Here is a 24,341-nt window from a genome sequence, read left to right as displayed (position 1 = left end):
CTTGTTACAGAACCTTTTTACACAGTAAAGGACTTTTTTATTTGTTAACACTCTCACTTCTCAAATACAAAATTGATTTTATTCTCTTTCCACTCTAATTTCGCATCAAAAGTTTTATCATTCTTCTTAAAACTTTTAATTAAATCTGTTTGTTCACCTTTTAATAACTTAGTCATATTCTTTTGCGAAATTGTTTTCCCTAATATTTTTTTCGAAATCGTGAAATCACATTGTGTTGTATTATAGTTCGAGCACCCATAAAAAGTTGATTTATCGATTATATCACCATCACACTTTTTACATTCCCCTACTTTTTTACCTGTTGTAAACTTCGATCCTTTACGTTCAATTGATTCAACATGTAATCCAGTAAAATCCCACTTCTCTGACATTTCAATTGCATCTTCAATAATTTTCGCTGATAGCTTTTTCGTTTGTTCCATAAAGGTTGCTGGAGAAGCTATGCCTTCCCCAATTTCAGCAAGACGCTGCTCCCACTTCGCAGTCATTTCTGGAGAAGCTAAAATTTTATCACCAATTGCGGTAATTAATACTTTTCCTTTATCTGTTGCATACACTTGATTTTTCTTCACATCAATATACTTACGATCTTTCAGCATTGTAATGATGCCTGCACGGGTTGCCTCAGTGCCTAACCCTTCTGTCTTTTTTAATACTTTCTCTAGCTCTTCATTTTCTAAATATTTCCCAGCTGTCTTCATTAGCGTAATAAGCTGCCCTTCTGTATAACGCTTTGGTGGCTGTGTTTTTCCTTCTTTCACTTTCACCGTTACAGCTTTTCCTTGCTCACCTTCTGCTACGATTGGAAGAATGGTTTCATCGTCCTTATCATCTTGGAAAATAACTTTGCGCCATCCTTCTTGAATTTGTTGTTTCCCTTTTGAAATAAATTCAGCACGGCTATCAACAAGTGTTGTAATTGTTGTATAGTCAAAGATCGCAACTTCATAATGAGCCGCAATGAGACGCCTTACAATCATATCGTAAATTTTCTTTTCATCGCCAGATAGTTTATTTGGATTTGTCACTTGTTCTGTTGGAATAATTGCATAGTGATCTGTAACCTTTTTCTCATTCACATATCGCTTATTATTCATAATGGACTCAATCGGCGCCGGTAATAACTCTTTATATTCCTCAAACTGGCTTAATTTTTGTAAGATGTCAGGAAACGTTGCTGCTTCTCCTTGTGTTACATAGTTAGAATCCGAACGTGGGTAAGACACAATACCTTTTTGATACAATGCTTGTGTAATATCAAGAGTCTTTTTTGGTGAAAACTTAAATGCTTTATTCGCTGTTGCTTGCAGTGATGATAAGTTAAATAAAAACGGTGGTTGAAACTCCTTCCGCTCCGTTTTCATTTCTTTTACTTCAGCCGGTTTATTTTGGCAAAATGCTGCAATTTTATTTGCCATATCAGGGTCTTTTAAACGGGACTCATTATCTTTCTCCCATTTCCCTTCATATTTCTTTCCTTCTATATTAAAAGTTGCAAACACTTCCCAAAACGGCTCTGATTTAAAGTTTTCTATTTCTTTTTCACGTTTCACAATTAAAGCTAATGTCGGTGTTTGTACACGACCAGCCGAAAACACATCATTCATTCCTTTTTTCTTTAGCAAAATACTAAAGACACGCGATGCATTCATCCCAACCACCCAGTCGGCACATGATCGTGTGTATGCTTCATAGTACGTATTGATTGTATCTGCTTCATCAAGTAAATTTTTAAATCCTTGGTAAATCGCTTGCTTCGTTAAGGAGGAGATCCATAGACGTTTCATCGGTTTTTGCACGTTACAAAGATTGATAATATTTCGTACAATTAATTCCCCTTCACGCCCCGCATCACCTGCATGAATAATTTCCGTCACTTGCGGATTATGTAACAGCTGTTTCACAACATTAAATTGCTTATACTTTGATTTTGTAACTTCAAATTGAAAACGTTCCGGAATCATTGGTAATGTATCGAGTGACCACTTTTTCCACTCAGTGTGATAATATTCCGGATTACATAACTGCGTCAAATGACCAATTGCCCATGTACAGTAAGCTCCATTTGGAAATAACTCATTTGCTTCTACTTCTAAATAGCCGTCTTTTCGGCGATATTTAAATTGAGAAACAAGGGCCAAACCTTGATCTGGTTTCTCGGCGAGTATTAATACGTATCCCATTTATAGGTCACTCTCCTTTATTCCTTATAAAATAAGGTATTAACACTTCTCGATTTTTTTTAAAAGTCAAAAAAATATTCAAAACGAAGATTTTTCACCAATCATAATCATCTTTTTGAATATTTATACTATTTTCAGATTTTAATTGTATAATGTTATCTCGATCTTCTTTTGGATTACTCATATCTACATTTTCACTAAACTTTTCAATATACATAATAGGATTACCAAAAGTTTCTGTCAAAGCATAATTTATTGCTTCACACTTTGTTTCCCCTGTATTTATTACTTTTTTTAATTCTTTTTCTGATCCAACAAGCATATAAAAAAATCCATCTAATAACGTGTTTAATTTTTCATTTTCATTCTCCAAGTTTTTTATTATATCATTTTTCTGATCCAATTGCCTTGAAATATCTGCTAAATTACTTTGTAAAACCCCTATTTTCTCTACCAACCTATCCACTAGATGGCTGTTGAATTATATCATTCACACCGATCTGTTAAAGAGTTAAGCAGCGAGTATGGTGTATCAGAAGTAACAATTTATAAATGAATTAAAAAATATTCTCCTATCACAACGATTGATGAGGAAGAAATGACTCCAGAAGACCTGAAACGAATGCAAAAAGAAATGCTTCGTCTGAAAGAGGAGAATGAGATTTTAAAGAAAGAAGAAGTGTATGGTACACAATATGTCACATTTGAACAAGCAAATCTAGCACTATTTCAATATATTGAGGGATTTTATAACCGCAAGCGAATCCATAGTAGCATTGGTTATAAAACTCCCCAAGCAATAGAAGATCTAGCTAAAAATGTAGCTTAGATTTAACTTTTTTGTGTCCAAAATATTGACTCAAATCCATTTAGAGAGAGGACAAAGCAGACCGACAATAAATACGCTATTTTCCTTAGCTAGAACTCTAAAAGTTAGACCAACTCAATTAATTAAAGAAGTTGAAGAATATGTAAATTATCAATAAAAAGAGCAAATCTTTAGGAGATTTGCCCTTTTTGTTGATACAGATACTCATTATTCATGCTTTTTGTTAGTTCTGGTACAGATTGGTTAGCACTTGTTTTAATTTTGGCTTAATACTAGTGACAGGACGGATCGTTTTTGCTTGTTGTTCCGCTTCATCTACATTAGAAGCATGCCCGAGCGCCAATGATAAACCAGTTGCAACTGTACCTGTACGATTACGTCCACCTGAACAATGGAAGTATACTATTTTCCCTTGTTCTACAGCCTCTTTGACTGCTCCAATTGCACTTCTTACTGATTGGAAACAGCTCATTTGCTTTGACTTCCAACATAGTCAAGGCCACCAAGGAGATTAAGCATTGTATTCAAAACGTTTCACATACTCCAATAACGTTTGGTATTGCTGATCAAGGGCATATTCATCTGTTCCAATTGGGGATTTAAAGAAGAGTGATAAGTGTTCCATTATTCCTGTCTTCCCCTTCTGAAGTGCATGATCCATAAACCGGGAAAGGTCAATTATAAGGGGAGCAGCTAAAATAGAATCAATTCCTAGCCAATTGATTTTCATTGTCATCCTCTCTCCTAACCACCCTTCAAAGTCAACCGTATCCCATGCTTCTTTTCTATCTCCTCGGATAGGAAAATAATCAATTCTAACTTTATGATCAAAATGACTGTAGCCTAATATACGTTCTAATCCAATGGACTTTGAATCAATCTTTGTTGAAGAATGCCTTGGATGATCCAAAATTTCACCATCTTGATTCCCTAGGATATTCGTGCTGTACCATCCGACAATATTCAACCCTCGCTGTTTGAACATTTTCCCTAAAACATGTTTATATAAAGTCTGTCCTGTCCTTCCATCTTTCCCTGCTATCGGAACACCCAGAGTTTCTGCAAGCTTCTGCAGCACCGGTATCTCAGCCGTCACACTCGGCGTAAAGTTCACATAAGCACATTTTGCCTTCATTGCCGCATAAGCATAAAGCATACCTGGTCGAATATCCGGTGAATTTCCCCTTAATCCGGTCTCAAATGCTTCTAATGATTGATATAATGAATGAGTTTTTGTTTTTTCTTCTGTTGAAGCGGTGTTTATCACAACAATTCTCTCAAGATCATATTTTTTCCTAAATGCCTCGATGTCTTCTTGGATCTTATCCACTGCACTCTCTAAAGTCTCAGGCTCTCCTTTCAATCTATATACTCCTTTGACAAAATCATTCACATTAGCCAGTGGCGCTTGCCAAACAGGAACATCATTGAGATTTATTTCAATCTTCTGCAAAATAGGCTCTTGAATGATACCATGTCTTTTTACTGCTTCTATCAATGAATCTTTTTGTATATCCCATCCACCAAAAGCAATCTGATCAAGCGGAGTTAGCTGCAGCGTCTCAAATTCCCTCTCTGAAGAAATAACTCCCCTTAACGGAGCAAGATTTTGATTGACTGCAAAAAGTCCGGAAATCGTTGTTGTTGCAACCGCACCCAGTATCCCCACGAATAACACACCCGTTTGATATGTCACTTTTTCACCTCTTCTTTTTTCTTGAAAGTTGTAACAATAAGTCATGGACTTCGGTCGCTTCTAATGTTTCTGGAAGTTCAAAATCTTTCCCTGTTACTACAAGTGATACATAATCCCCTTCGTCCTTTGGCGGCAAACCGTGAGATCCTTTGGCGGCAAACCGTGAGATCCTTTGATTCGATCCGGCTCTAGTGGGATTTGGAATGTTTTTGGATTTACAAACAGCTCAACTGGATCATAACCGGGCTTCCTATGAATATCCACAGTGTATGCAAATTCTGGTGCCTGTTCGCTATTCAACCACCAGTAGTACACAAACCAGCTGTCGGGTTCTGCAATTACAACTAACTGACCTGAAAGCTCATGATCAATCTTATGAGCTCGCTTTTCCTCCTCTCCCCATACCTCGGCTATACCTGGGATTTTTTCGAGAATTTCCTTAACTGCCTCTATATCATGTGGGTCTTGAATATACACATGTGCCAATTGATGGTCTGCCAAAGCAAAGGCCCTCGACATCTCTAAATCGAGAAAATCCATATTTTCAACATGCTTGATTGCCACATATCCCTCTTTGTTCAACGTTTGATTGATAAGGATAGGTCGGTTAACTGACTTGAAGTTATATTCTGATAAGATAACAAGACGTGTGTGATCCCTCAATCCGCGCTCTTCCAGTTGCCCAATAAAGTTTCCAATCAAATCATCAATTTCTTTAATCGCTTTTCTTGCTGCTTCACTATTCGGTCCAAACCTTTGCGCGTTATAATCTATATTGGGTAAATATACAAGCGATAATCTTGGTTTGTAGTCTTCTAATACATCTATTGCTGCATGTAAGATCCATTCACTGGACTTGACAGAGGAGAGTGGGCCCCAGAAACTTTTTAGGTCAAATTCCCCATATTTCTCCCTCAATTTTCCGTATAAGTCCCTCGGCTTCGAATCACACCACAAGATCATTTTTTTATCGAGATGGATAGGGGCAGGTGTAACTACATAGTCTGCTGTGCTCAGCTTGCTGAACTGCCAAAATAGCACTGCTGTTTCAGCTGTCGGGTCTTCTTTCTTCAACTTCTCCCAGATTTTTTCGCCTTGAATTGGAACCATCGTCTGATTCCACATTGTAATTTCTTTAGTATCCAAGTTTGGGAGGCCGTTACAAATAATGCCATGTTCAGCTGGTGGAGTTCCAGTGATATAAGTAGCTTGTATTGAACCGGTTACAGCGGGAAATACTGGTTTAATTCTTGCGTGTTGACCATCCTCTAATAATTCCTGAATATTCGGAGTTAATTCGACGTCATTCAGATGTTCCGCTGTCAAACTGATAATATCTAATACAACCACGTTTTTGTTCTCCAAAGATACCATCCTTTCATCTATGTGACCGGAAAGATACGAGACATGATATAACTCAGAATTAGGAAAGAGGATACAGAAAGAAATGCTGGCCATCCTCCAAATGGAGCAGCAATCGCCCCATCCAATAACGGAAGACCTAGTATACATGTTCCGACAGCCTTTCTAATGTTAGGTGATGTCGGCTTTGCTAGTGCCGGTACAATCCCTGAAAAAGTCCATAACAAAAAAAAGATTACAGCAATAACTGTTGCTCCCCTTGTACCATCGAATTGCAAGAATAGAATAACAATAGCACACGTTAAAACCGCCCCTGCCATAATTCTTACTCGATTCGGATGGCTGCCGTTTCCAACCTCACCCTTGGACATCACAGTAACAGTGAAAATATATATAAATCCTAATCCCGCTATCCACCAAAATTGCGCTAACTTATCTGGTGCCACACTTAATCCTAATAACAAATTGACTCCTCTACAAATTCCCATTGTCAACGGTCCAAATACGTCATGATGCTTTGAATAGCGATTATAAACGAATACCAAAACCATGAGAATGCATGCAATCAAAAAACTTATTTTGGACACAAAGCATACAGATGCAACGCCAGCCATAAGGAGTACAAGACTAAAACGCAGCGCTGAACGAAGTGAGATGCGGCCAGACGCTAAGGGTCTTTCAGGCCGCTCTTTCTTATCTATTTCAAAATCAAAAAAGTCATTTAAAATAATTCCTGCCGCATATATACATGCACTTGCAAATATGAGAAGGATAATCTGAATGAAGTAGCTCTGATCTAAAACTACCCCTGTAATCCAAGTACCTGCCAATATATCTGCCATAGCTGTAAAGGTATTCGGAAATCGTATGAGCTCAAAATAAGTGCGAATCTTTCTCATAGGCTGTTAAGGATGCTTTGCACATAGTCATAAGATTCCGTGGCAGCCTGTATCGCGTGACTTTCATAGGGGTATAATTCAATGGTAACAAAACCATCATAGCCCGTTTTCTTTATAGATTGTAAAACTTCAAGAATAGGAATAGCACCATGCCCTGGAATGAGATGTTCGTGAACACGGTCCTCGGCAATATCCTCCAGATGATAATGCTTTGTATAGGGCAACAACTTATGAACTAATGTAGCCGGATCCTCTCCAACACAAAAGAAATGTCCAATGTCAAAATTTAATTCAATTGCCTCGGAGGGAACAGCTTTCTTGAATTCAATAAATTGATCAGATGTTTCAATCAGCAAGTCCGGCTCCGGTTCAACAAGAATTGTCACACCAGATTTTTCAGCATGGTCAGCTAATTCCTCCATTGCCGAAATAAAAACTTTATTTGCCCATTCCCTTCCTACATTGATGAGTGGTCCCCCTGGTTCGGTAGACAATGTCTTTGCACCGAGTTTTCGAGCCAAGTCAATGCAGTTATGCGTATGTTCTATACGCTGCCTTCGTTCTACTTCATCCGCCTCAACAAAAGACGGGTGCCAATTATCTTTTATTCCATACAACATGAACGCATTCAAATTTGATATAATCATGTTTCGTTGCTTCAACCTGTCTTTAATCATGTCTACCTTCTCATTGGTCACTTCGGGTGGAAAAGCATGAGGGATGTCTAGTAAGATTTCTATTCCTTCATATCCGATTTCAGCTAATAAGTCGATTGTTTTTAACAGGTCAAATCTTTTAAATCCATTACTGCTATATGCGAGTTTCATGGTCTTCCCCCCCTTATGAATCTAGTTTCAATTTTCCAGACTGCTCATAAAAACGGACCGGATTATTCCAGACCAGCTCTTGGATGATATTTTCCGCATGCCCTTTCTTTCTCATCTCAAACGCAGTTTTCACTACATTAAGAGGATTAGACGGGCCCCAGTCCGCTGCCGTATTGATCATGATCTTATTTGTGCTGTAATGTTCGACGATTTCAATTGCCTCGCCAGTTGAAACTTTCGTCGGATAAATTGTCATCCCGCTCCAACCACCATACTCGACGGAAAGATCAATAGTATCTGAATTATTATGATCTATTAATACCCTGTCAGGTTCAAGTCCTTCTTCCTTTAGGATTTCTATCGTTCTTCTTGTTCCCTCCCGCTTATTTTGGTGGGGGGTATGTACCATAACCAACATATGGAGATTCTTAGCCAATTTCAGTTGCCTGCGCATCACGGCTTCTTCCTCTACAGTAATTCTATCAAAACCAATCTCCCCAATCGCGAGACACCGCTCATGTTGCAAGTACTCGGACAGTCCATCGATGACTTGATAGGCAATATCAAGGTTGTTTGCTTCTTTTGGATTCATAGCTAGACAACAATAATGATCGATTCCATATTGCTTAGCACGCTGCGGCTCAAAGGTAAGCAAATGTTGGAAGTAATCAAAATAGGTCTCAGGATATCGGCGTTCGCTTCCAAGCCAAAACGCTGGTTCCACAACAGCGCGTACGCCAGCCAGACTCATATTTTCATAATCATCTGTTGTGCGGGAGTAACAATGGATATGCGGATCAAAATATTTCATAGGTTTCCCCCCTCATAAATGGCTATTCTTAAAGTATGGTGTAAGGAATTCGATAGATTCCTTTGCTGCCATAACCGGATTGTCGCTGTAGGTATATAATTCTACTGTAATGAATCCTGTATATTCGATTTGTTTTACATGATTAAACAATTGATTAAAGTCAATGTTTCCCTTACCAGGTATAAGATGATAGTGCTTGTGATCTGCGATATCTTCTAAATGGATATTCCATATTCGTGACTTTAAATTTGATAATAGAGCAGGAATATCTTCTCCTATTACGTCTGCATGCCCGAGATCGAGGTTTGCTCCTAGCCTATTTGACCCTACTATTTGAATCAGTTCACTCAATTCTTTGCCGTTTTCTATTAGAAGACCAGGTTCGTATTCAATCCCTACGTTGATTTCGCGTCGTTCGGCATAGTCCATAATTTCCATTAATGAGTTTATCAGATGATTAATGGCCTGATCTGGTGGGTTTTCAGAAAGACACCTACCACTTGTAATACTGATGTTTTTTGCATTTACCATTGCAGCTAAATCTATTAACTGCTTCGTATATCCAATTCTCTGATTTCTCACCTCTCCTCTCGCGTTACATAAGGACGGCTCAAATGTAGGTTCTCCAGTAGAATGCAAAAAAAATCCAGCTGCCGTATTTCCGTTTATGTTTGATACCTCGAGATCATATTGTTCTATTCTTTTTTGCACATCATTAACCCAAGGGGCAGTATGTAAAGGTGGAAAAGCATGGGGAACATCCGCTAAAATTTCCACGCCCTTATACCCCAAACGTCCAATCTCTGAAATAGATTCGGGCAATGTGTATCTTGTAAATGCATTTGTACTAAACGCCAGCTTCATCTTGTCTCCTCCTTCTTTTGAAATATATGTGGCATTACAACGCTTATTCGTTTAAAAAGATTTTACTCAACTGTTAAGGCAATGCCTGACACAATCTATTCATGAGTATTCTACAAAGTTCCGCGAAGATCCAGCAGTAAAGAAAACTCAATATACATATTATTGCAATAACCTTTGAATCCATAGTTGTATCAACAGTAGGACCTAGCACTGGAAAACGGAATACATACAGAATCACCATAATACCCGTAAGTAGACATATTGATGAAAAGGAAACAACCACAATTCTCCTCTTCAATTGTAAAAAGGCCACACCTATCGCTATACCTAATAAACCTGTTGTAAAGGGAAAGATAATTAGTTCACTCGGCTGAATAATAAATAATAGGAAAATCGTAAGGGTATAAGAGAGGATTCCTTGGCGGATAGAAAAGCAAGTAGCTAAAAAAATTGGTAATGTCGCTAGAAAACTAATCAGATAGCCTATACCAGGCATAAAGCCCCCCGCTGATTGAAACATAGTGGCAAATGTACTAAGTAAGGCTGTAATAACTAACTTGGTTGCAATATTCATTTTTCTTACATGAACATAGTTTGTATCTGTCTCTATCATCGATTGATACCAATAACGAACAAACCGACTGATTAAAACCACCTCCTAAAAATATCCAATTCATCACTTTCTATACTATTCATTCCCTTGTGTTTTATGCGGTATTACCTGTTAGTAATCAATTGGAATGAGGACTGTTTCTCCATGAATATTTAAAAATAGAAGCTTTTTCTAGGGGGATTACGATGTATCGTACAGATACGATAAAAGAATTTTAAAGCTACAATTAGCCTTATTTTAAATTTTTTCCTTCTTTGTCTTTATCGTCATAAATGTAGTAAATATATGAAAAATACTCCAGCCGTCGAATTTTATAGTTATAAATCATGGAACAATTTCAAAAATAGTACCTTGGTTAAAATCAGTCACTTTCATAGAGCCATAAACCCCTAAATATAATCTGGTTTGATCCAGATTCGTTCCCAAATTAACATAATAAGCTGATTGAGATCCAAAATTATAATCGGTTTCAATAACACTAAAATCATTTAGTTTACAATCCGTACTTGCCTTGGTATAAGCTAAAACTCCTCTAACCGGAGGTCGAGATTCTTCATTCTGGGCAAGATCGGTAAACACAACGCTTCCCGTTAAATTTGGGATTCCATTCCCCATATATGGCTGGACTCCTGTAAGTGCAGTTCCTCCAAACTTATCGGATCGGGGATCTTTATGAAAATAACTAGTTAAAGGCTGAAGACGCCTCACTGAAGTTTTTACTGTTTCATTGTAATAAGCAATTGTTTTCTCATCCAAAGTCGGATTTGCAGAACAGCCCCTTATAAACGAAGTAGGAAAATCACCTTCCCACCCTCGCCAACCAAAGTTAATAAACCCTTCTTGGTCAGGTTTAGATCTCATTAAAGAAGCTTGAATAAGCTGAGTAACCGGTATTGGTTTATAATGAACGAATGAAAAAATCGACTCTACCAAATCCTGTCCGACATTTCCCACATATTTGATATACTGATTATAAAACCTTTGAAATGAAATGCCTGTTATATTGCGAACCCCTTTGGCAATTACCGTAAGCGTTTCCTGAATAGGTAAGGGAAGTTCATTAAAACGCGTGACTACGGGTGGATTATTGATAAATGTATTCTTAACTACATCAATTTCAATTATTTTACCAGCTATCTCCATATCATCCTGACTTAAATTAAATGGATCATAGCCTGATCCACCATCTCCAGTTGTTAAAACAAGTTTTCCGGTTTCAGGTGAAAAGTTTAAGCTATTGACACCATTATGATTAAAAAATGGTCTTCTTATGTTAAGTAATGTCCGTCTTTTTTGAGGTTGAGCATTCGATTGTAAAATCCATTCTTCAACTGTATCAATATGATCATATTGAGTTTCTCTATTTATCCATCTTAGGTTTAAAGTTCTGGGATCACACGGGTTAGGCTTAAAAGATTCAGGAAAAGCCCCTGGACCTTGTGTTCCAGCTACTGAATAATGAAGATAAAACAAACCGTTATCATAAAATTCCGGATGAAACGCTAGCCCTAGCAATCCCCGTTCATCATATCCAATACCAGAAACACCTTGTTCAGAATTACCTAATTTTATGATTCGCGGGCGAATATCTAAAAAAGTCCTTATAACTCCGTTTCCTATGTAAAAGATTTCTCCTACCTGGGTTGCAATAAATAATCTTTCAATTGAGTCACCCGGAAGTATAGTTGTTTTCAAAACAGTGGGTAAATTTATCTTACTTACAATGGGTCGTAAACTCACCTTTACTTTTATCAACTAACTTCCCACCCCTTTTTATTGTTTTCTATTATAAGAATATGATTAGAACGGTTCTATTAGTATCAAATTAGGGCCAGGGAATTTACTTAATAATATTGTGAATTAATCATTTAAGGTAACGGGGTTTATCTTGAATAAGATCTTCCATAATCGGGTGCTTTAATTGAGAAAGAATCACAAAAATCATCAAAATTTTTTATAAAAGAATGACTCAATTGAATATAAAAAAAGCGTATTTTGATCAAGTTTTTTCAAAACACGCTTTTTCTATGTGCTCTTTTATCAAGGTTTATTAAGTATATTTAATCAAACTTTATTCCAAAGCTACACTTGTTAAAAGTGGGGGAATCGTCTTGAAAATAAGCTTACCGTTGTAAATCCGCATTTTCCTGACGGCCCCCACATCCATCAACTTAAGATTTTAAAATGCACTAAAACGAAATTTTTTCTACATTTATTTATAAAAATTAAGCTCACTTTTTTCGCTTTAGGGTAAAACCAATTTTTTAACTTAATGGAGATGTTTAGTGACCCTTAAGTTAAAAAACATCATTTTGATGTTTTTTTGTCTATCTGAGAGTACAAGAACGGATTGCTTAGCAAATTTTAGGGAGCTAATAGAAGGAGATGACTTAAAAATGCTAAGTTTCTACATAACTATTTTTTAAGGGTCCCTTTTAAAGATTAGATTCATCTTTTAGGAACATTCTTGTTATTCGAGACTTTTTCTGGCTGCGCTGCATTTCCTGCTTCTCCATATAACTGCGCATCCGTCGCATATATTTAGGTGCGTCCATTGGATTCCCTGCAATCATTTCAATGATACAGAGTCTTTCGGTACTTTCCGTTTCAGCTTGGATTATAGCTTGATCAAGCTCTCCATAGGTTCGGACCGTAACGGTAAACGCGTTGCCTCCAAAAGCTTCGGCCAGCCTGGTGTAAGACCATTGAGGAATTTGGTTATACTTTTGACCCTCTGTTTTGACATTCAAATATTTTTCAATCGTATAACCATCGTTGTTCAAGACGAAGATTATAGGCTTGCAGCCGTAATAGAGCATGGAACTGATTTCCTGGGCTGTTAGCTGCAGGGCGCCGTCGCCTGTAAACAGCAACACTCGGCGTTCCGGCGCAGCCATAATAGCACCGAACGCCGAGGGGGTTGCGTAACCGATGGACTGCCATCCTCCTTGCCCAATATATGTTACATTGCCCGGCAGTCTCACCTCCGCCATTCCATTATAGAACGTCCCGGTCTCTGCGATCACAACATCGCCCTCTTTCAGCATGCGCTGAAAACGTGGATAATAGCCGGCCGCCATTAAAGGCCCGTCAGCATTAGTTGTGAATTGATCGTAAGGGAATGACAATTTTTCTGCCAAACCTTGGCCCATGTAACCCACCTTCTGCACGGCAAGTAGCATGTCGGCTGCAAGAACATTCGGATATTCTGCCTCAGCGGTTTTAACCATGTCTGGTTGAATATTGACAGTTACCATCGGGTTCAGCTTTGCGGTAAAATTCGCGGTGTTGGTGTCCGCCCATACCATACCGATCGCAATGATACAATCTGCATTTTCCACCGTACTTTGGACTTCAGAACCTCCGAAAGAGCCTAGGTACATTCCGATATAATTTGGATGGGTTTCGTCGAATGCCCCCTTCCCGAACATCATCGTTACAACAGGCACGTTCATGGCGTCGGCCAGCTGCCGAGCTGCTGTCTGAAGGCCGAAACGCATGGTTTTCACATCCACAAGGATAACCGGTCGGTGGGCACGCTCCAGCAGCCGATGGACATGATTCACCGCAGCCTGAAGGGTTTTTAGGTTGGACGTTGGATATGGCGGTACCGGCTCTTCCCGGACCTTAATCGGCTTGGTCACTAAATCATCGGCCACAACCAGGTATACCGGCTTTTTCTTTTCCTTAGCAATGCGAATCGCAGCCTGAATTTCAATCTTGGCGTTTTCCGGCGTAAGCACCGCGGTATAAGCCGTAATCTGCTCATACACCTTGCGAAAGACATCAAAATTCCCATCCATTAGGGTGTGGTGCATCAGCTTGTGCTCTTTTTGATCCTTCTCAGGAGGCGCACCCACAATGTGAATTATTGGCACATGCTCGCTGTTGGCTCCCGCTATCGCATTGCAGGCGCTGAGCTCCCCGACCCCGAAGGTCGTAATAAGAGCGGACATTCCTTTGATTCTTGCATAGCCATCTGCGGCATAGCCCGAGTTTAGTTCGTTCCGCCCTTCTATAAAACGGATGCCGTTATAACACTCCAAAGTATCAAGAAGTGTAAAATTATAGTCCCCTGCGACGCCGAAAATTTCGGTAATGCCCTCCAGTTTCAGGCAATCGAACAAATACTGGCCAACCGTTTTTTGAGCAGTTCCGCCTTGCAAACCAAAGCTGTCCGTATTTATCATGTTGTCCATCGTTTGCTCACTCCTTATCCATTTCTTGGGCTTGTTCTGTTTTATAGTACCCTTTTTGATAATTCCCTTTAATTAAACAGGTTATCCGTTGTACTGAGCTAAAGTAAGGCGTTAAAAAAATGCTACTATAGTAAGGCATTGGACGTAGTTTTAAGGAAGTGTTTAACACTAGCACAAATGTGTTATGAAAAAGTAACCGATGTAAAAACGTTCAAATTAGAGATGTATTTCTTATAACAAAAAACAATGTCCATCACAGGGAAAAAACACACTCCGAATTATTTACTTTAAAATTTTAAAAATGCATTGTTGCAGCTTGCGCACGTACTACTTTTTATATTTTCATTTAGCTTTTAATGAATTAATGTGGACTTGTAATCTTTCTTAAACTAAAGCCTCCGTTAGCTTAATAAGTGTCAATCTTCTTCGCATCTTAAAAATCCTAAAATTGTATCATTTCCATTTTTAAGGAGTGTTTATAATTTGTAACTACTCAGCCGCCCCCTAAAAATGAAAGATAACTAGAGACATCCACTAAAAACCAAATTAATTTTCTGTTTAGTTACGATAAAAGCACATCTAAATTGATAAATCACTCAAAAGGCCGATAAAGAATCAATCACAAGTAGCCCAGACCGATAAATTCTGCAAACCTACTGATAAAATCGACGAAGTGACCGATAAATCCCCAAACTAAACTATAAAATCTGTAAAGATATACCTGAGTAGTTACTTTTATATTGTTATTGTAAACGGTATCATAATTTGCTGTTTTCAAAACTCAAAGTTTACACTTACAATAAACGGAAATAATAAACCTATAAAACATTGGATGGAGGATTTATAGTGACCAACAACGATAATTACAATGGAAAATTACCCCTTAACGCCGAATCTTATTGGACAAACACTATTCATTTACCAGAATACCCCTGCCTGGAGAAGGACATGCAAGTCGATGTCATTATTGTAGGGGGCGGAATTACAGGCATTACTTCTGCCTATCTTTTGGTGAATGAAGGTCTGAAGGTCGCTATTATAGAAGCAGACAAATTACTGAACGGGACAACAGGACATACCTCAGCTAAAATCACTGCCCAGCACGATTTAATTTATGATGAACTGATCCGATATACCGGGAAAACCATGGCAAGATTGTATTACGAGGCGAACATCGATGCTTTAAAATTTATTCAAGAAACGATTAACAAACATCATATTGATTGTGATTTCACTCATCAAGATGCCTATGTGTATGCCACAACAGAGGAATATGCACTCAAACTAGAAATAGAAGCAGAGGCCTATGAAGAACTTCGTATTGAAGGCAAACTTGTAAACAAACTTCCTTTCGATTTAGAAATACATAATGCGCTTGTTATGAAAAATCAGGCACAATTCCATCCACTCAAATATTTAGCTCATCTTACACAAATAATTACAGAAAAAGGCGGATACATCTTTGAAAATACGACAGCGATAAATATTGAGACTGGCGGACAGCCTGTGGTTCTTACTCGTGGAGGAGCTCGGGTTACAGGAAATTACGTTCTGTCCTGTTCTCATTTCCCTTTTTATGAAGGTGCAGGACTTTACTCTACAAGAATGCATGCAGACCGTTCCTATATTATTGCTGCTAAACCAAAGAAAGACTATCCAGGTGGCATGTATATTAGTGTAGATGAACCGAAACGATCTCTCCGTTGTGCAACAATTAATGGGGAAGAAATGATCCTTATCTCTGGAGAAAGTCATAAAACAGGACAAGGAGGAGAGACATTAAAACATTACGAGGCCTTGGAAGTATTCGGACAACAAGTTTTCGGACTCGAAAATATTGCATACCGGTGGTCAGCTCAAGATTTAATTACACTAGACAAGATTCCTTACATCGGTGAAATCACCTCTGGTCAAAAGAATGTATTAATTGCTACCGGATACAGAAAATGGGGTATGACAAACGGAACTGCAGCTGCGCTTTTATTCCGAGATATTATATTTGGAGAAAAGAACAAGTACCGGGAATTGTATACCCCTTCCCGCTTCCATATGAATCCAAGTCTGAAGAACTTCTTAGTTGAAAATACCAATGTTGTCGGTCACTTAATTAAAGGGAAATTAGAGATTCCTCAGAAATGTATCAATGATCTATCCAACGATGAAGGGGCTGTTATTGACATCGATGGGCATAGAAAAGGAGCTTATAGAGATGGAGAAGGTAAGCTTCATATTGTAGATACAACTTGTACTCACATCGGATGCGAAGTTGAATGGAACAATGGTGAACGTTCTTGGGATTGCCCGTGCCACGGTTCTCGATTCTCGTATACAGGAGAAGTACTTGAGGGGCCTGCTGAAAAACCATTACAAAAGTACGATTATAAAATGATAGATAATCTTACCTCAGAAGACTCTGGTTATTAACTGAAATTATGTAAGCAAAAACAGCCAAAACAATGTTTAGCTGTTTTTGCTTTCTTTTTTAATTTCCTTAACTATTAACGAATACAACATTAAACTTCCCAGTTACTGTACTTAGACAAAATATATGCGTTGATTCTTATTTAGAACTTCTGCGGAAATTGCTTAATGATTCCTTCTGTTAATGTATCAGCCAACTTAATAATATGATCCTCACCTTTGTCAAAAGCAAGGATCTCAGCATCCCAGTCCTTTTTAAGTCTCGCTACAACTTGATCTATACGTATTTATAAATGCATATATAATAATTTTATTAATCCCTCATTAGGGGTCTGTGTACATGCCCATCAACTTAAGAATTTTATAACGCCCCCAAAACAAAAAATTGTACATTTTCACCTGGAGATGCCAATTTTCTCGTTTTGGGGGTATTTGCTTTTCTTAGCTTGATTGTGATGTGGCGGTACCCCAACAAGAAATCGATCATTTTTTGTGCCCATTTTTGGTTGGTTTGTTCCAACACACCTTTTAGTTCACGAAGAAAATGAACATTACATAGGACATGTTCACATTTTGTATAGGTGAAATATGGTTTCCAACAATCATGAACGATAGTAGTTGTTTTACCCGCACCATTCTGACCAATGAATCCATAAATCTGTCTCCGCTATACATTTATTATTAAGATTATCAGCTGATTTCTGATTACCATATACCTTCGTTAAATTAATAGTTTTTATTATTGTACTCATGTGAAAATACCAACTTTCTTGTGTTCTTATACTATTACTATGGGGAAAATCTTTTAAAAGAGACTTAACTCTTTCTTAATTAAGAAATGGAAGAATAGATATATTTAAAAATAATAAGAAGATATAAAAAAGCATATAACAGTTTTAATTTCTCTATCTTAACTCGCGTAAGAAAATTCCAAACGCTCCGGATATGGGAAATTCACTCAAACCTTTCTACGGTCAAAATGCAGTAACAAAATATGGTAATTTAATAAAAGATCACTTAGTAATCGCTGCAGATCTTGTTAAAGCGGCTAAAGCGGGCAATCAAAATGCTGCATCAACTGCAGAGAAAAAATGGTATACGAATGCGGATGAAATTGTTGAATTCTTAAATAGTATAAACCCTTATATACCTAAAGAAGAGTTTAGAAAAATGTTTTATGAACATCTTGCCTTGACTAAATCTGAAGCTGTATCAATCCTAAGTAAAGATTATCAATCAAGCGTACACTTATATGACAGAATTGAAAAGGAAGCCTTAGAAAGTGAAACTTTAATCAGTGGGGGTTTTCTTCATCCCCCACTGATTATTAGTTGAACGAATCGGGCCTTTACGGACAGTTCATCTCCCACCTAACTTCTTTGCTTTCGCTGAATTTTGAGGTGGGAGTGTTACTGTCCGTTAATGCGGGATAAATTAATTAGAAATTACCTTTACATACATTCCTCTTATAGATTTTTCATAAGCTATATTACTCATATTTCTTACTTCTTCTGATAAAATAGACGCTTTAACTAAGCCTTTTCTAATAAAAAGTGAAGGGTCAATAAGACGAACTTTCTTTTTACGATATAAATCGTAATCATTTCTATCCTCTTTTACTTCTACATTTGGATGAAGTTGCCTTAATAAAGCATGTACTTCTTTATCTTTAGATAATTTCATTTTATAAATCACTTCATGATCTTCGGCAAGAAAATCATCAGGATGAATAATTTTTTTATCTAAAGATAACTTTAGAGCCCTAGCTAAAATATCATTTCCATAAATATTTAAAGGATTCATGAAAAAATCTATAACTTCTTGATAATAAGTTTTAACAAACCATTCAGCTATTTCAATGTTTTGAAGAATCATTTTCCCCTCAACAACTATTAAATCACTTAAGAAATCTTGAACCTCTTTTAAAGAAATATATCCATATTCATACATATCTCGTAATGTATAATCTACTCTATCAGCAGATAGGTCAGGTGCTGACTGCTCAAGCAATGTCCACTTTGAATCATCAAATAAAATTTCTTCATAATTGTAATCATATTTCTCAAGAATCCCTGGAATTTCTGAGTTTTCGATTACAGTACTGTATATTTTTTCATGATAATCCTCATCCTTATTATCAAAGACAAAATCAATTACATGAGAAAATGCAGTATGCGATATATCATGTAACAAACCTGCAATTTGTTCTTCTATTGAACCACCGAGTTTTTTTATTAAAAGCATTACACCAACTGAATGATCAAAGCGAGTTACATTCCATTTCTCATTAATCAAGTAACTCGCTCCAGCTTGGTGAACACCTTTTAATCTCTGAACAGGCTTACTTAAAATTAATTCTTCTAATACTTTATCAACTTCAAATTCTCCATATATTATATCCGATATAATCACTCAACAAGCCCCCTTAATTCAAATAAAACTCGGCTCTAGTATATAGATAAATTCCCCTTCTATCAAGAGAAGCATTATCACTTTAATTGAGCCTTCCAATTACTATACATCTCTTCTGATATTCTATTTCTTGTTAACTAAATAACTAACTCCACCGATTATTAATTCTGCCAAACCTGCAACAAATGAAGCAATTGTTAGTGCGTATACCCGTATATTCATTTCGACTGCAAATTCTTTTTCTCGCCATTTCCACTCAGACATACAAATACTATAATTAATCCTAATAAGACAGCATAGAAAATACACAATTCTCCAAATTGATGCTGAATATCCTGACGAATAAATAGTGTATATCGTTGATCATTGTCTTGAATAGGGACTCCAAAATTGTTCAATATCATATTATCAAAAAAGCCAGTAGCAAATAAACGATTGGGATATGTTGCAATCCCATTGTATAGATTGCCATGTAGTACATTCTCAATCATCTCTTCACTAATATTGATTTTTTAAAAAGCATCACCCTATCGTTTCCCTTGTTTTTATCCTCTATTTTGTTTGTATTTATTGGCCAAATATCTAGCATAGTGAATCGTGTTTCTAACTACATCTAATTCGAGATTAAATATACTAGGTGCACCTGGTCTCCAATTCACTTCAAACAGCCACAATTTTTGGTCCGCATCAATTCCAACATCAATTCCTAATTCATCAAATGATACACTGTCATATAAAGAATCAAAATGGTTAACAAAGCTTACCGCAAACCGCTCCAAATACCTTTGAATATTGTACCAGTTGTCATCAAACTCTGTTTTCAAAAAAATTTCTAGATACGTGCTATAACCACCACTACCCATATTTGATACAATGCTTCCCAATGGACCTATCCTTGGAAAAATTGAAGTAATGACCCATTTTCCTTCTCCGTTTCTTTGGACATGCAGCCGGAAATCATAAACATGACCAGATTTCATTTGACATGAAATAAATTGTTGAACTAGGTAAGCTTGTTTTTGTATTTTATGAGATATAAAGTCTATTAATTGTTTTTCATTAATGGATGAGACTTGCCCTGCCTCATTCATTTTGTAATGCTCTTGCCCTTGTTTTTCAATAAAAACGATGCCTCCGCCTTGATGTCCAGACATTGGTTTGATAATAACTTTTTTATAGCGCTTAATCACGTCAAAAAACTTCCTAGCATCAGTTAATTTATAAAAAGGAATAAGATATTGTTCAAACTCTTTTGCTTTTTTAATTCTGTTATATACACTTAATTTATCTCCAATCGAATGACTTGTGAACGGAATCCTATCGTATAGATAATCAAAGATTTTCTCAGTTTTATCACTAACAGGAGCGCTTGCATTATAAATGACATCGGGAAAAGGAAATTCTTTTTCAATCCACTCGCCGTTTTCATAGATTTTCCCTAAAATCGTTTGATTTTCTATATTTACTTTCCCTGGGGTAAAGTAAAAGAAGTTGACACCTTCAGCTTTTGCTACAGCGGCACAAGCATATGCTTTCCTTACGTTTCTTGGATCTTCTCGATGATGAAGCATACCAATTATAGTCATATTGGTTCCCTCCCCCTCTTTCTAAAGTTCTTTTTCAACATACAGATCAAATTCAACTTATATATATTCATATTTTTCCGTATTTAACCAATTTTCAAAAAATCAAGAACAATCTTTGTCCCATTTTTATATTCTATTTATATAGATAACAGAGCTTATTTTTATAAAAGCGATTAAAGATAGGGTGGGGTAAGATTATGAATACTATTGTTTTTATTGAAACAAATAAATCTGGATCGAGTAGGGAAGCAATTAAAGTAGCAGAGAAACTTAATTTCTTTACGATTTTGTTAACAGAAAAAAAAAGATTTCTTGAAGAACGAAGTGAATTTCCAGATGTACATCAGATGATTTTTACTGATATAAACGATTATGATAATTTAAGTACAATAATCCAAAATCTAGAAAAAACAGGAAAAAATATAAAAGGAATTTTTAGTTTTATGGATTCTTTTGTTTATGTCGCTGCATGTTTGTCCGAGAAGTTCTGTAAAAGTATGGTATCTACTGAATCAATTTATCATATGGAAAATAAAATATTGACCCGTAAAGTGCTTCAGAATTTACCGATCTCGCTCAATTATTTAATTTACAAACCAACAGAATCCTTATCATCTTTTCTTAAAACTAAAAAGATGACTTTTCCTCTTGTCGTTAAATCTCCTGAATCAGCAGGGTCAAAAGATGTATTATTAGCAAAGGATAGAAATCAGTTAATTTCATCTATGCAAACCCTTTTAAACAAACGGCCTAATGAAGAAATTCTACTTGAGGAATATGTAGATGGACCGCAGTACTTAGTTGAAGTTTTAGTTCACAATAAAAAGCTTCATATTATTGCAGTAATTGAACAAGAAATTACATTTGGTGAACGTTTTATCGTCACTGGTTATTCTTTGTTAGGACGCTTAGACCCGAGACTATATTATAGTCTTCTCAACGCTACTCATTCTATTATACAAGCTTTTGATATGAAAAATGGTGCTTGTCACCTAGAGCTCCGTAGAGTACATGGTATTTGGAAGTTAATTGAGATAAATCCGAGAATATCAGGCGGAGCTATGAATCGTATGATTGAAGTTGGACATGGAATCAACTTAGTACAGGAAACGATTCAGTTAATGTTAGGAAATAAACCTTCGCTGAATAAAAAACATTATAAATATGTGTATACGCACTACTTAACAGTCGATTCTAGAGGGAGATTAATTCGAGTTACAGGAAAAAAACGCAGTTCTAAATATCCAGGTGTGGAAGAAATATATATAAAACCTAAAAAGGGAACTATCCTAAAACCACCTAAATCAATGGGAGATCGATGCGGCTACATTTTAGCAGCATCATTTTCTAAACAAGAAGCTAAAAGAATAGCTTTAGAAGCAGCTAAAGAAATTTCTTTTGACATTGAACCAATGAATACAACAGCATAGATTATGCTGCATTCAAACGATACTCAAAATACAAGCGAAACCCTTATATATTAAAGTGTTTCGCTTTTTTTATCGTATTTGTTATGACGTTGTTTCTTAAAACTATAAACTAATGATTATTTTTTACTTACTTAAACAAAAAAGCTGGTCCTCAAAATTTGAAGACCAACTTTTTTAACTCGCTTTAAAGCCGCCACCTAATACATCACGTACATCGTGAATGACAACGAATGCATTTTCATCTTTTTGGCTCACGACTTTCTTTAATTGAATGAGCTCTTGTTTATTGATGACAACATATAATACTTCTTTGTTATTTCCTGTGTAACCACCTTTCCCCTCTAGTACTGTTACACCACGTATCATATTCTTCATAATAGACTCTCTAATCATGTCTGGATAGTTTGAAATAATTGTTACAGCGGTCTTTGTATTCAATCCTTCTACAATAAAATCAATAACCTTCGCCCCTATAAAGACTGCTACAAGCGTATACATAGCCTTTTCTTGCCCAATAATAAATACTGAACCTGCAATAACGACGATATCAATAATCAATACACCTTTTCCAACGCTCCAGCCCAAATATTGATTTGCTAATTGAGCTATGATTGCAGATCCACCTGATGTACCACCTGCACGGAACATAAACCCTAAACCAACGCCAACGAAAACACCAGCAAAAAGAGCTGCTAATAATGTATCATGATTTACTGGAGTCGCAATATCTTCTGTGATATATAAAAAGAAAGATGAAGAGACAATACCAAGTATTGTATACACCATTGTCTTTTTATCAAAAAACTTATACCCAATTGCAAGTAATACTGCATTTATTAAAAGGTTCACAGTACCTGGTGACCATTCAAACAAATAATATGTAATAACTGTAAGTCCAATAACGCCACCTTCAGATAGTCGATTTGGAATAGCAAAAAAGTTAATTCCAATGGCAAACAATAATGATCCAATTACGACAAGTGCTACTTCTTTTACTCTCTCATTCATTACTCTTTCATTCATTACTTCTCCCCCTATCTACCCCAATGTATATTTTTCCAGCCTACTTTCAGATCAGAGAATCAAGTAAATCCTTTCCATTTTTCTCCATGTCTCTCTATCATTTCAATTAATTTCTTCATTGTAGGAGTTAACCATTTACTCTTATGATATGCCAATTCAGTTGTAACGAAATCTTCGCTATACGTCCATGGTAGTACGCTTAGCTTGCCTTGCTCGATTTCTTCCTTTACCGTTATAAACGGTAAATAAGATATCCCTAGCCCACACATAACGGTTTGCTTAATCGCTTCAATACTCCAAAAATGAATATGAGAACAATTAATACCATCTTCTTTAATCCGTCTTTCTAACAAATCTCGGTAACTCCCTGGCTCTGTAAGCAACAACATTTCTCCTTCTAAATCAGCAGGACTAACGCTCACCTTTTTTGTTAGTGGATGTTTGGGCGGAGCAATAAGCACAATCTTCTCTTGAACAAGAGAATGAGTAACAATGTCTGTACCCAGTTGTTCCGGATGTGTAAATAAAGCAAAATCAAATTTTCCTGATTTTAGCTCATTGTGTAATTCTTGACTCTCTGATGGTTGTAAAATGATATGTACTTGCGGATACTTCCTTTTAAATTCATATAAAACAGCAGGTAATCGATAAATCATTAAAGACTCATTCGCTCCAATGCGTATTGTCCCTGAAAATTTCCCGTTCATTTGAGATGATTCCAATGCTTCATTTGATAATTCCAATATTTTATGCGCATAAGAAAGCATATGCTCCCCTACATCAGTTAAAATTACCTTTTTTCCAAGACGATCAAATAATCGATTTCCAATCTCTTCTTCTAATGATCGAATATGATTAGTAATTGTCGATTGCGTATACCCAAGTTGTTCTCCAGCCCGTGTAAAGCCACCGCTTTCCGCTACAATAATAAAAGTTTTCAAATGGCGCAGCTCCATACTTACTCCTCCTGTTGCACGATCATATAATTTCTTGATGTTTTTCTTATTATAACCCTATCTCCATAATAATGAGAAAATGAATATGTAAGTTACATAGTTTTCTTCTTACGCGAAAATGCAGCCCATTGTTTAACGAGATATCAAAAATAATCATTCTCATGAAATTAGATGGTTTTAGGAACAATCTCACATATTTTCAAATTAAG

The 24,341-nt window shown here is 36.6% G+C and carries 19 protein-coding genes and 4 pseudogenes; 5 read left to right on the top strand and 18 right to left on the bottom strand.

What is annotated here, in order from left to right; all coding sequences use genetic code 11:
- Positions 1 to 53: 53 nt before the first annotated feature.
- Together topB and ACM6HU_RS12985 are read right to left on the bottom strand one after the other, a co-directional pair.
- Positions 54 to 2,204: a DNA topoisomerase III gene (gene topB, locus ACM6HU_RS12990; RefSeq protein WP_016132735.1), complete on the bottom strand. Its 2,151-nt coding sequence runs from the start codon at positions 2,202 to 2,204 to the stop codon at positions 54 to 56.
- 94 nt (positions 2,205 to 2,298) lie between these two features.
- Positions 2,299 to 2,670, bottom strand: coding sequence for a hypothetical protein (locus tag ACM6HU_RS12985; RefSeq protein ID WP_016114466.1), 372 nt, complete (start codon positions 2,668 to 2,670; stop codon positions 2,299 to 2,301).
- Between the two features lie 3 nt (positions 2,671 to 2,673).
- On the opposite strand from ACM6HU_RS12985, the pseudogene ACM6HU_RS12980 reads away from it, so the two are divergent.
- Both ACM6HU_RS12980 and ACM6HU_RS12975 read left to right on the top strand, forming a co-directional pair.
- Positions 2,674 to 2,877 (top strand): annotated as a pseudogene (locus ACM6HU_RS12980) (transposase); the annotation flags it as partial.
- Positions 2,860 to 3,033 (top strand): annotated as a pseudogene (locus ACM6HU_RS12975) (IS3 family transposase); the annotation flags it as partial. The pseudogenes ACM6HU_RS12980 and ACM6HU_RS12975, both read left to right, overlap by 18 nt.
- A gap of 223 nt (positions 3,034 to 3,256) precedes the next feature.
- On the opposite strand, the pseudogene ACM6HU_RS12970 reads toward ACM6HU_RS12975, so the two are convergent.
- The 10 genes and pseudogenes from ACM6HU_RS12970 to ACM6HU_RS12925 form a co-directional block, all read right to left on the bottom strand.
- Positions 3,257 to 3,493, bottom strand: a pseudogene (locus ACM6HU_RS12970) (tyrosine-protein phosphatase); the annotation flags it as partial.
- A 51-nt stretch (positions 3,494 to 3,544) separates the two neighbouring features.
- Entirely contained in the window at positions 3,545 to 4,729 is a 1,185-nt protein-coding gene (locus ACM6HU_RS12965) for an inositol-3-phosphate synthase (protein WP_242227226.1), read from the bottom strand.
- Positions 4,730 to 4,825: 96 nt separating this feature from the next.
- The gene (locus tag ACM6HU_RS12960) at positions 4,826 to 6,103 is read right to left on the bottom strand and encodes an alkaline phosphatase family protein (protein WP_414848223.1); all 1,278 of its coding nucleotides are present in this window, start codon (positions 6,101 to 6,103) and stop codon (positions 4,826 to 4,828) included.
- 8 nt (positions 6,104 to 6,111) lie between these two features.
- Positions 6,112 to 6,990, bottom strand: coding sequence for a UbiA-like protein EboC (gene eboC / locus ACM6HU_RS12955; protein WP_016114461.1), 879 nt, complete (start codon positions 6,988 to 6,990; stop codon positions 6,112 to 6,114).
- Positions 6,987 to 7,817 carry a sugar phosphate isomerase/epimerase family protein gene (locus ACM6HU_RS12950; protein ID WP_414848222.1) on the bottom strand — a complete coding sequence of 277 codons (831 nt, stop codon included), beginning with the start codon at positions 7,815 to 7,817 and terminating at the stop codon, positions 6,987 to 6,989. The genes eboC and ACM6HU_RS12950 overlap by 4 nt, the downstream gene beginning before the upstream one ends.
- 13 nt (positions 7,818 to 7,830) lie before the next feature.
- Positions 7,831 to 8,628, bottom strand: coding sequence for a TatD family hydrolase (locus ACM6HU_RS12945; RefSeq protein ID WP_016114459.1), 798 nt, complete (start codon positions 8,626 to 8,628; stop codon positions 7,831 to 7,833).
- Between the two features lie 12 nt (positions 8,629 to 8,640).
- A complete protein-coding gene (locus tag ACM6HU_RS12940) occupies positions 8,641 to 9,492 on the bottom strand; it encodes a sugar phosphate isomerase/epimerase family protein (RefSeq protein ID WP_016114458.1) in 852 nt (283 codons plus the stop codon).
- A gap of 73 nt (positions 9,493 to 9,565) precedes the next feature.
- Entirely contained in the window at positions 9,566 to 10,138 is a 573-nt protein-coding gene (locus tag ACM6HU_RS12935; RefSeq protein ID WP_033671122.1) for a hypothetical protein, read from the bottom strand.
- Between the two features lie 291 nt (positions 10,139 to 10,429).
- Complete coding sequence (locus ACM6HU_RS12930; protein ID WP_016114456.1) at positions 10,430 to 11,860, bottom strand: PQQ-dependent sugar dehydrogenase; 1,431 nt, start codon at positions 11,858 to 11,860, stop codon at positions 10,430 to 10,432.
- A gap of 680 nt (positions 11,861 to 12,540) precedes the next feature.
- Positions 12,541 to 14,304, bottom strand: a complete 1,764-nt coding sequence (locus tag ACM6HU_RS12925; RefSeq protein ID WP_016114455.1) for an alpha-keto acid decarboxylase family protein — start codon at positions 14,302 to 14,304, stop codon at positions 12,541 to 12,543.
- 846 nt (positions 14,305 to 15,150) lie between these two features.
- On the opposite strand from ACM6HU_RS12925, the gene ACM6HU_RS12920 reads away from it, so the two are divergent.
- Positions 15,151 to 16,728 (top strand): FAD-dependent oxidoreductase, encoded by a 1,578-nt coding sequence (locus ACM6HU_RS12920; protein ID WP_016114454.1) that lies wholly within the window; start codon positions 15,151 to 15,153, stop codon positions 16,726 to 16,728.
- Between the two features lie 358 nt (positions 16,729 to 17,086).
- Here ACM6HU_RS12920 and ACM6HU_RS12915 read toward each other — a convergent pair whose 3' ends face one another.
- Both ACM6HU_RS12915 and ACM6HU_RS12910 read right to left on the bottom strand, forming a co-directional pair.
- On the bottom strand, positions 17,087 to 17,338 hold the full coding sequence (locus ACM6HU_RS12915) for an IS66 family transposase (RefSeq protein WP_229161597.1): 252 nt from the start codon (positions 17,336 to 17,338) through the stop codon (positions 17,087 to 17,089).
- Positions 17,336 to 17,477, bottom strand: a pseudogene (locus ACM6HU_RS12910) (ABC transporter ATP-binding protein); the annotation flags it as partial. The pseudogene ACM6HU_RS12910 and the gene ACM6HU_RS12915, both read right to left, overlap by 3 nt.
- 175 nt (positions 17,478 to 17,652) lie before the next feature.
- On the opposite strand from ACM6HU_RS12910, the gene ACM6HU_RS12905 reads away from it, so the two are divergent.
- Positions 17,653 to 18,060, top strand: coding sequence for a hypothetical protein (locus ACM6HU_RS12905; RefSeq protein WP_229161595.1), 408 nt, complete (start codon positions 17,653 to 17,655; stop codon positions 18,058 to 18,060).
- 99 nt (positions 18,061 to 18,159) lie between these two features.
- On the opposite strand, the gene ACM6HU_RS12900 is transcribed toward ACM6HU_RS12905, so the two are convergent.
- Both ACM6HU_RS12900 and ACM6HU_RS12895 read right to left on the bottom strand, forming a co-directional pair.
- Complete coding sequence (locus ACM6HU_RS12900) at positions 18,160 to 19,137, bottom strand: HD domain-containing protein (RefSeq protein WP_016114452.1); 978 nt, start codon at positions 19,135 to 19,137, stop codon at positions 18,160 to 18,162.
- 545 nt (positions 19,138 to 19,682) lie between these two features.
- Positions 19,683 to 20,723, bottom strand: coding sequence for a YheC/YheD family protein (locus tag ACM6HU_RS12895; RefSeq protein WP_016132732.1), 1,041 nt, complete (start codon positions 20,721 to 20,723; stop codon positions 19,683 to 19,685).
- 197 nt (positions 20,724 to 20,920) lie between these two features.
- Here ACM6HU_RS12895 and ACM6HU_RS12890 point away from each other — a divergent pair, with 197 nt between their 5' ends.
- The gene (locus tag ACM6HU_RS12890) at positions 20,921 to 22,153 is read left to right on the top strand and encodes an ATP-grasp domain-containing protein (protein WP_016114449.1); all 1,233 of its coding nucleotides are present in this window, start codon (positions 20,921 to 20,923) and stop codon (positions 22,151 to 22,153) included.
- A 174-nt stretch (positions 22,154 to 22,327) separates the two neighbouring features.
- On the opposite strand, the gene ACM6HU_RS12885 is transcribed toward ACM6HU_RS12890, so the two are convergent.
- The gene (locus tag ACM6HU_RS12885; protein WP_016114448.1) at positions 22,328 to 23,176 is read right to left on the bottom strand and encodes a YitT family protein; all 849 of its coding nucleotides are present in this window, start codon (positions 23,174 to 23,176) and stop codon (positions 22,328 to 22,330) included.
- Positions 23,177 to 23,235: 59 nt separating this feature from the next.
- Positions 23,236 to 24,132, bottom strand: a complete 897-nt coding sequence (locus ACM6HU_RS12880) for a LysR family transcriptional regulator (RefSeq protein ID WP_016114447.1) — start codon at positions 24,130 to 24,132, stop codon at positions 23,236 to 23,238.
- Positions 24,133 to 24,341: the final 209 nt, after the last annotated feature.

The sequence above is a fragment of the Bacillus sp. IT-79MI2 genome (assembly GCF_949768135.1).
Classification (GTDB): domain Bacteria; phylum Bacillota; class Bacilli; order Bacillales; family Bacillaceae_G; genus Bacillus_A; species Bacillus_A pseudomycoides.
The sequence above is the reverse complement of the archived record's forward strand: the minus strand, read 5'-3'. Positions and strand labels throughout refer to the sequence as shown.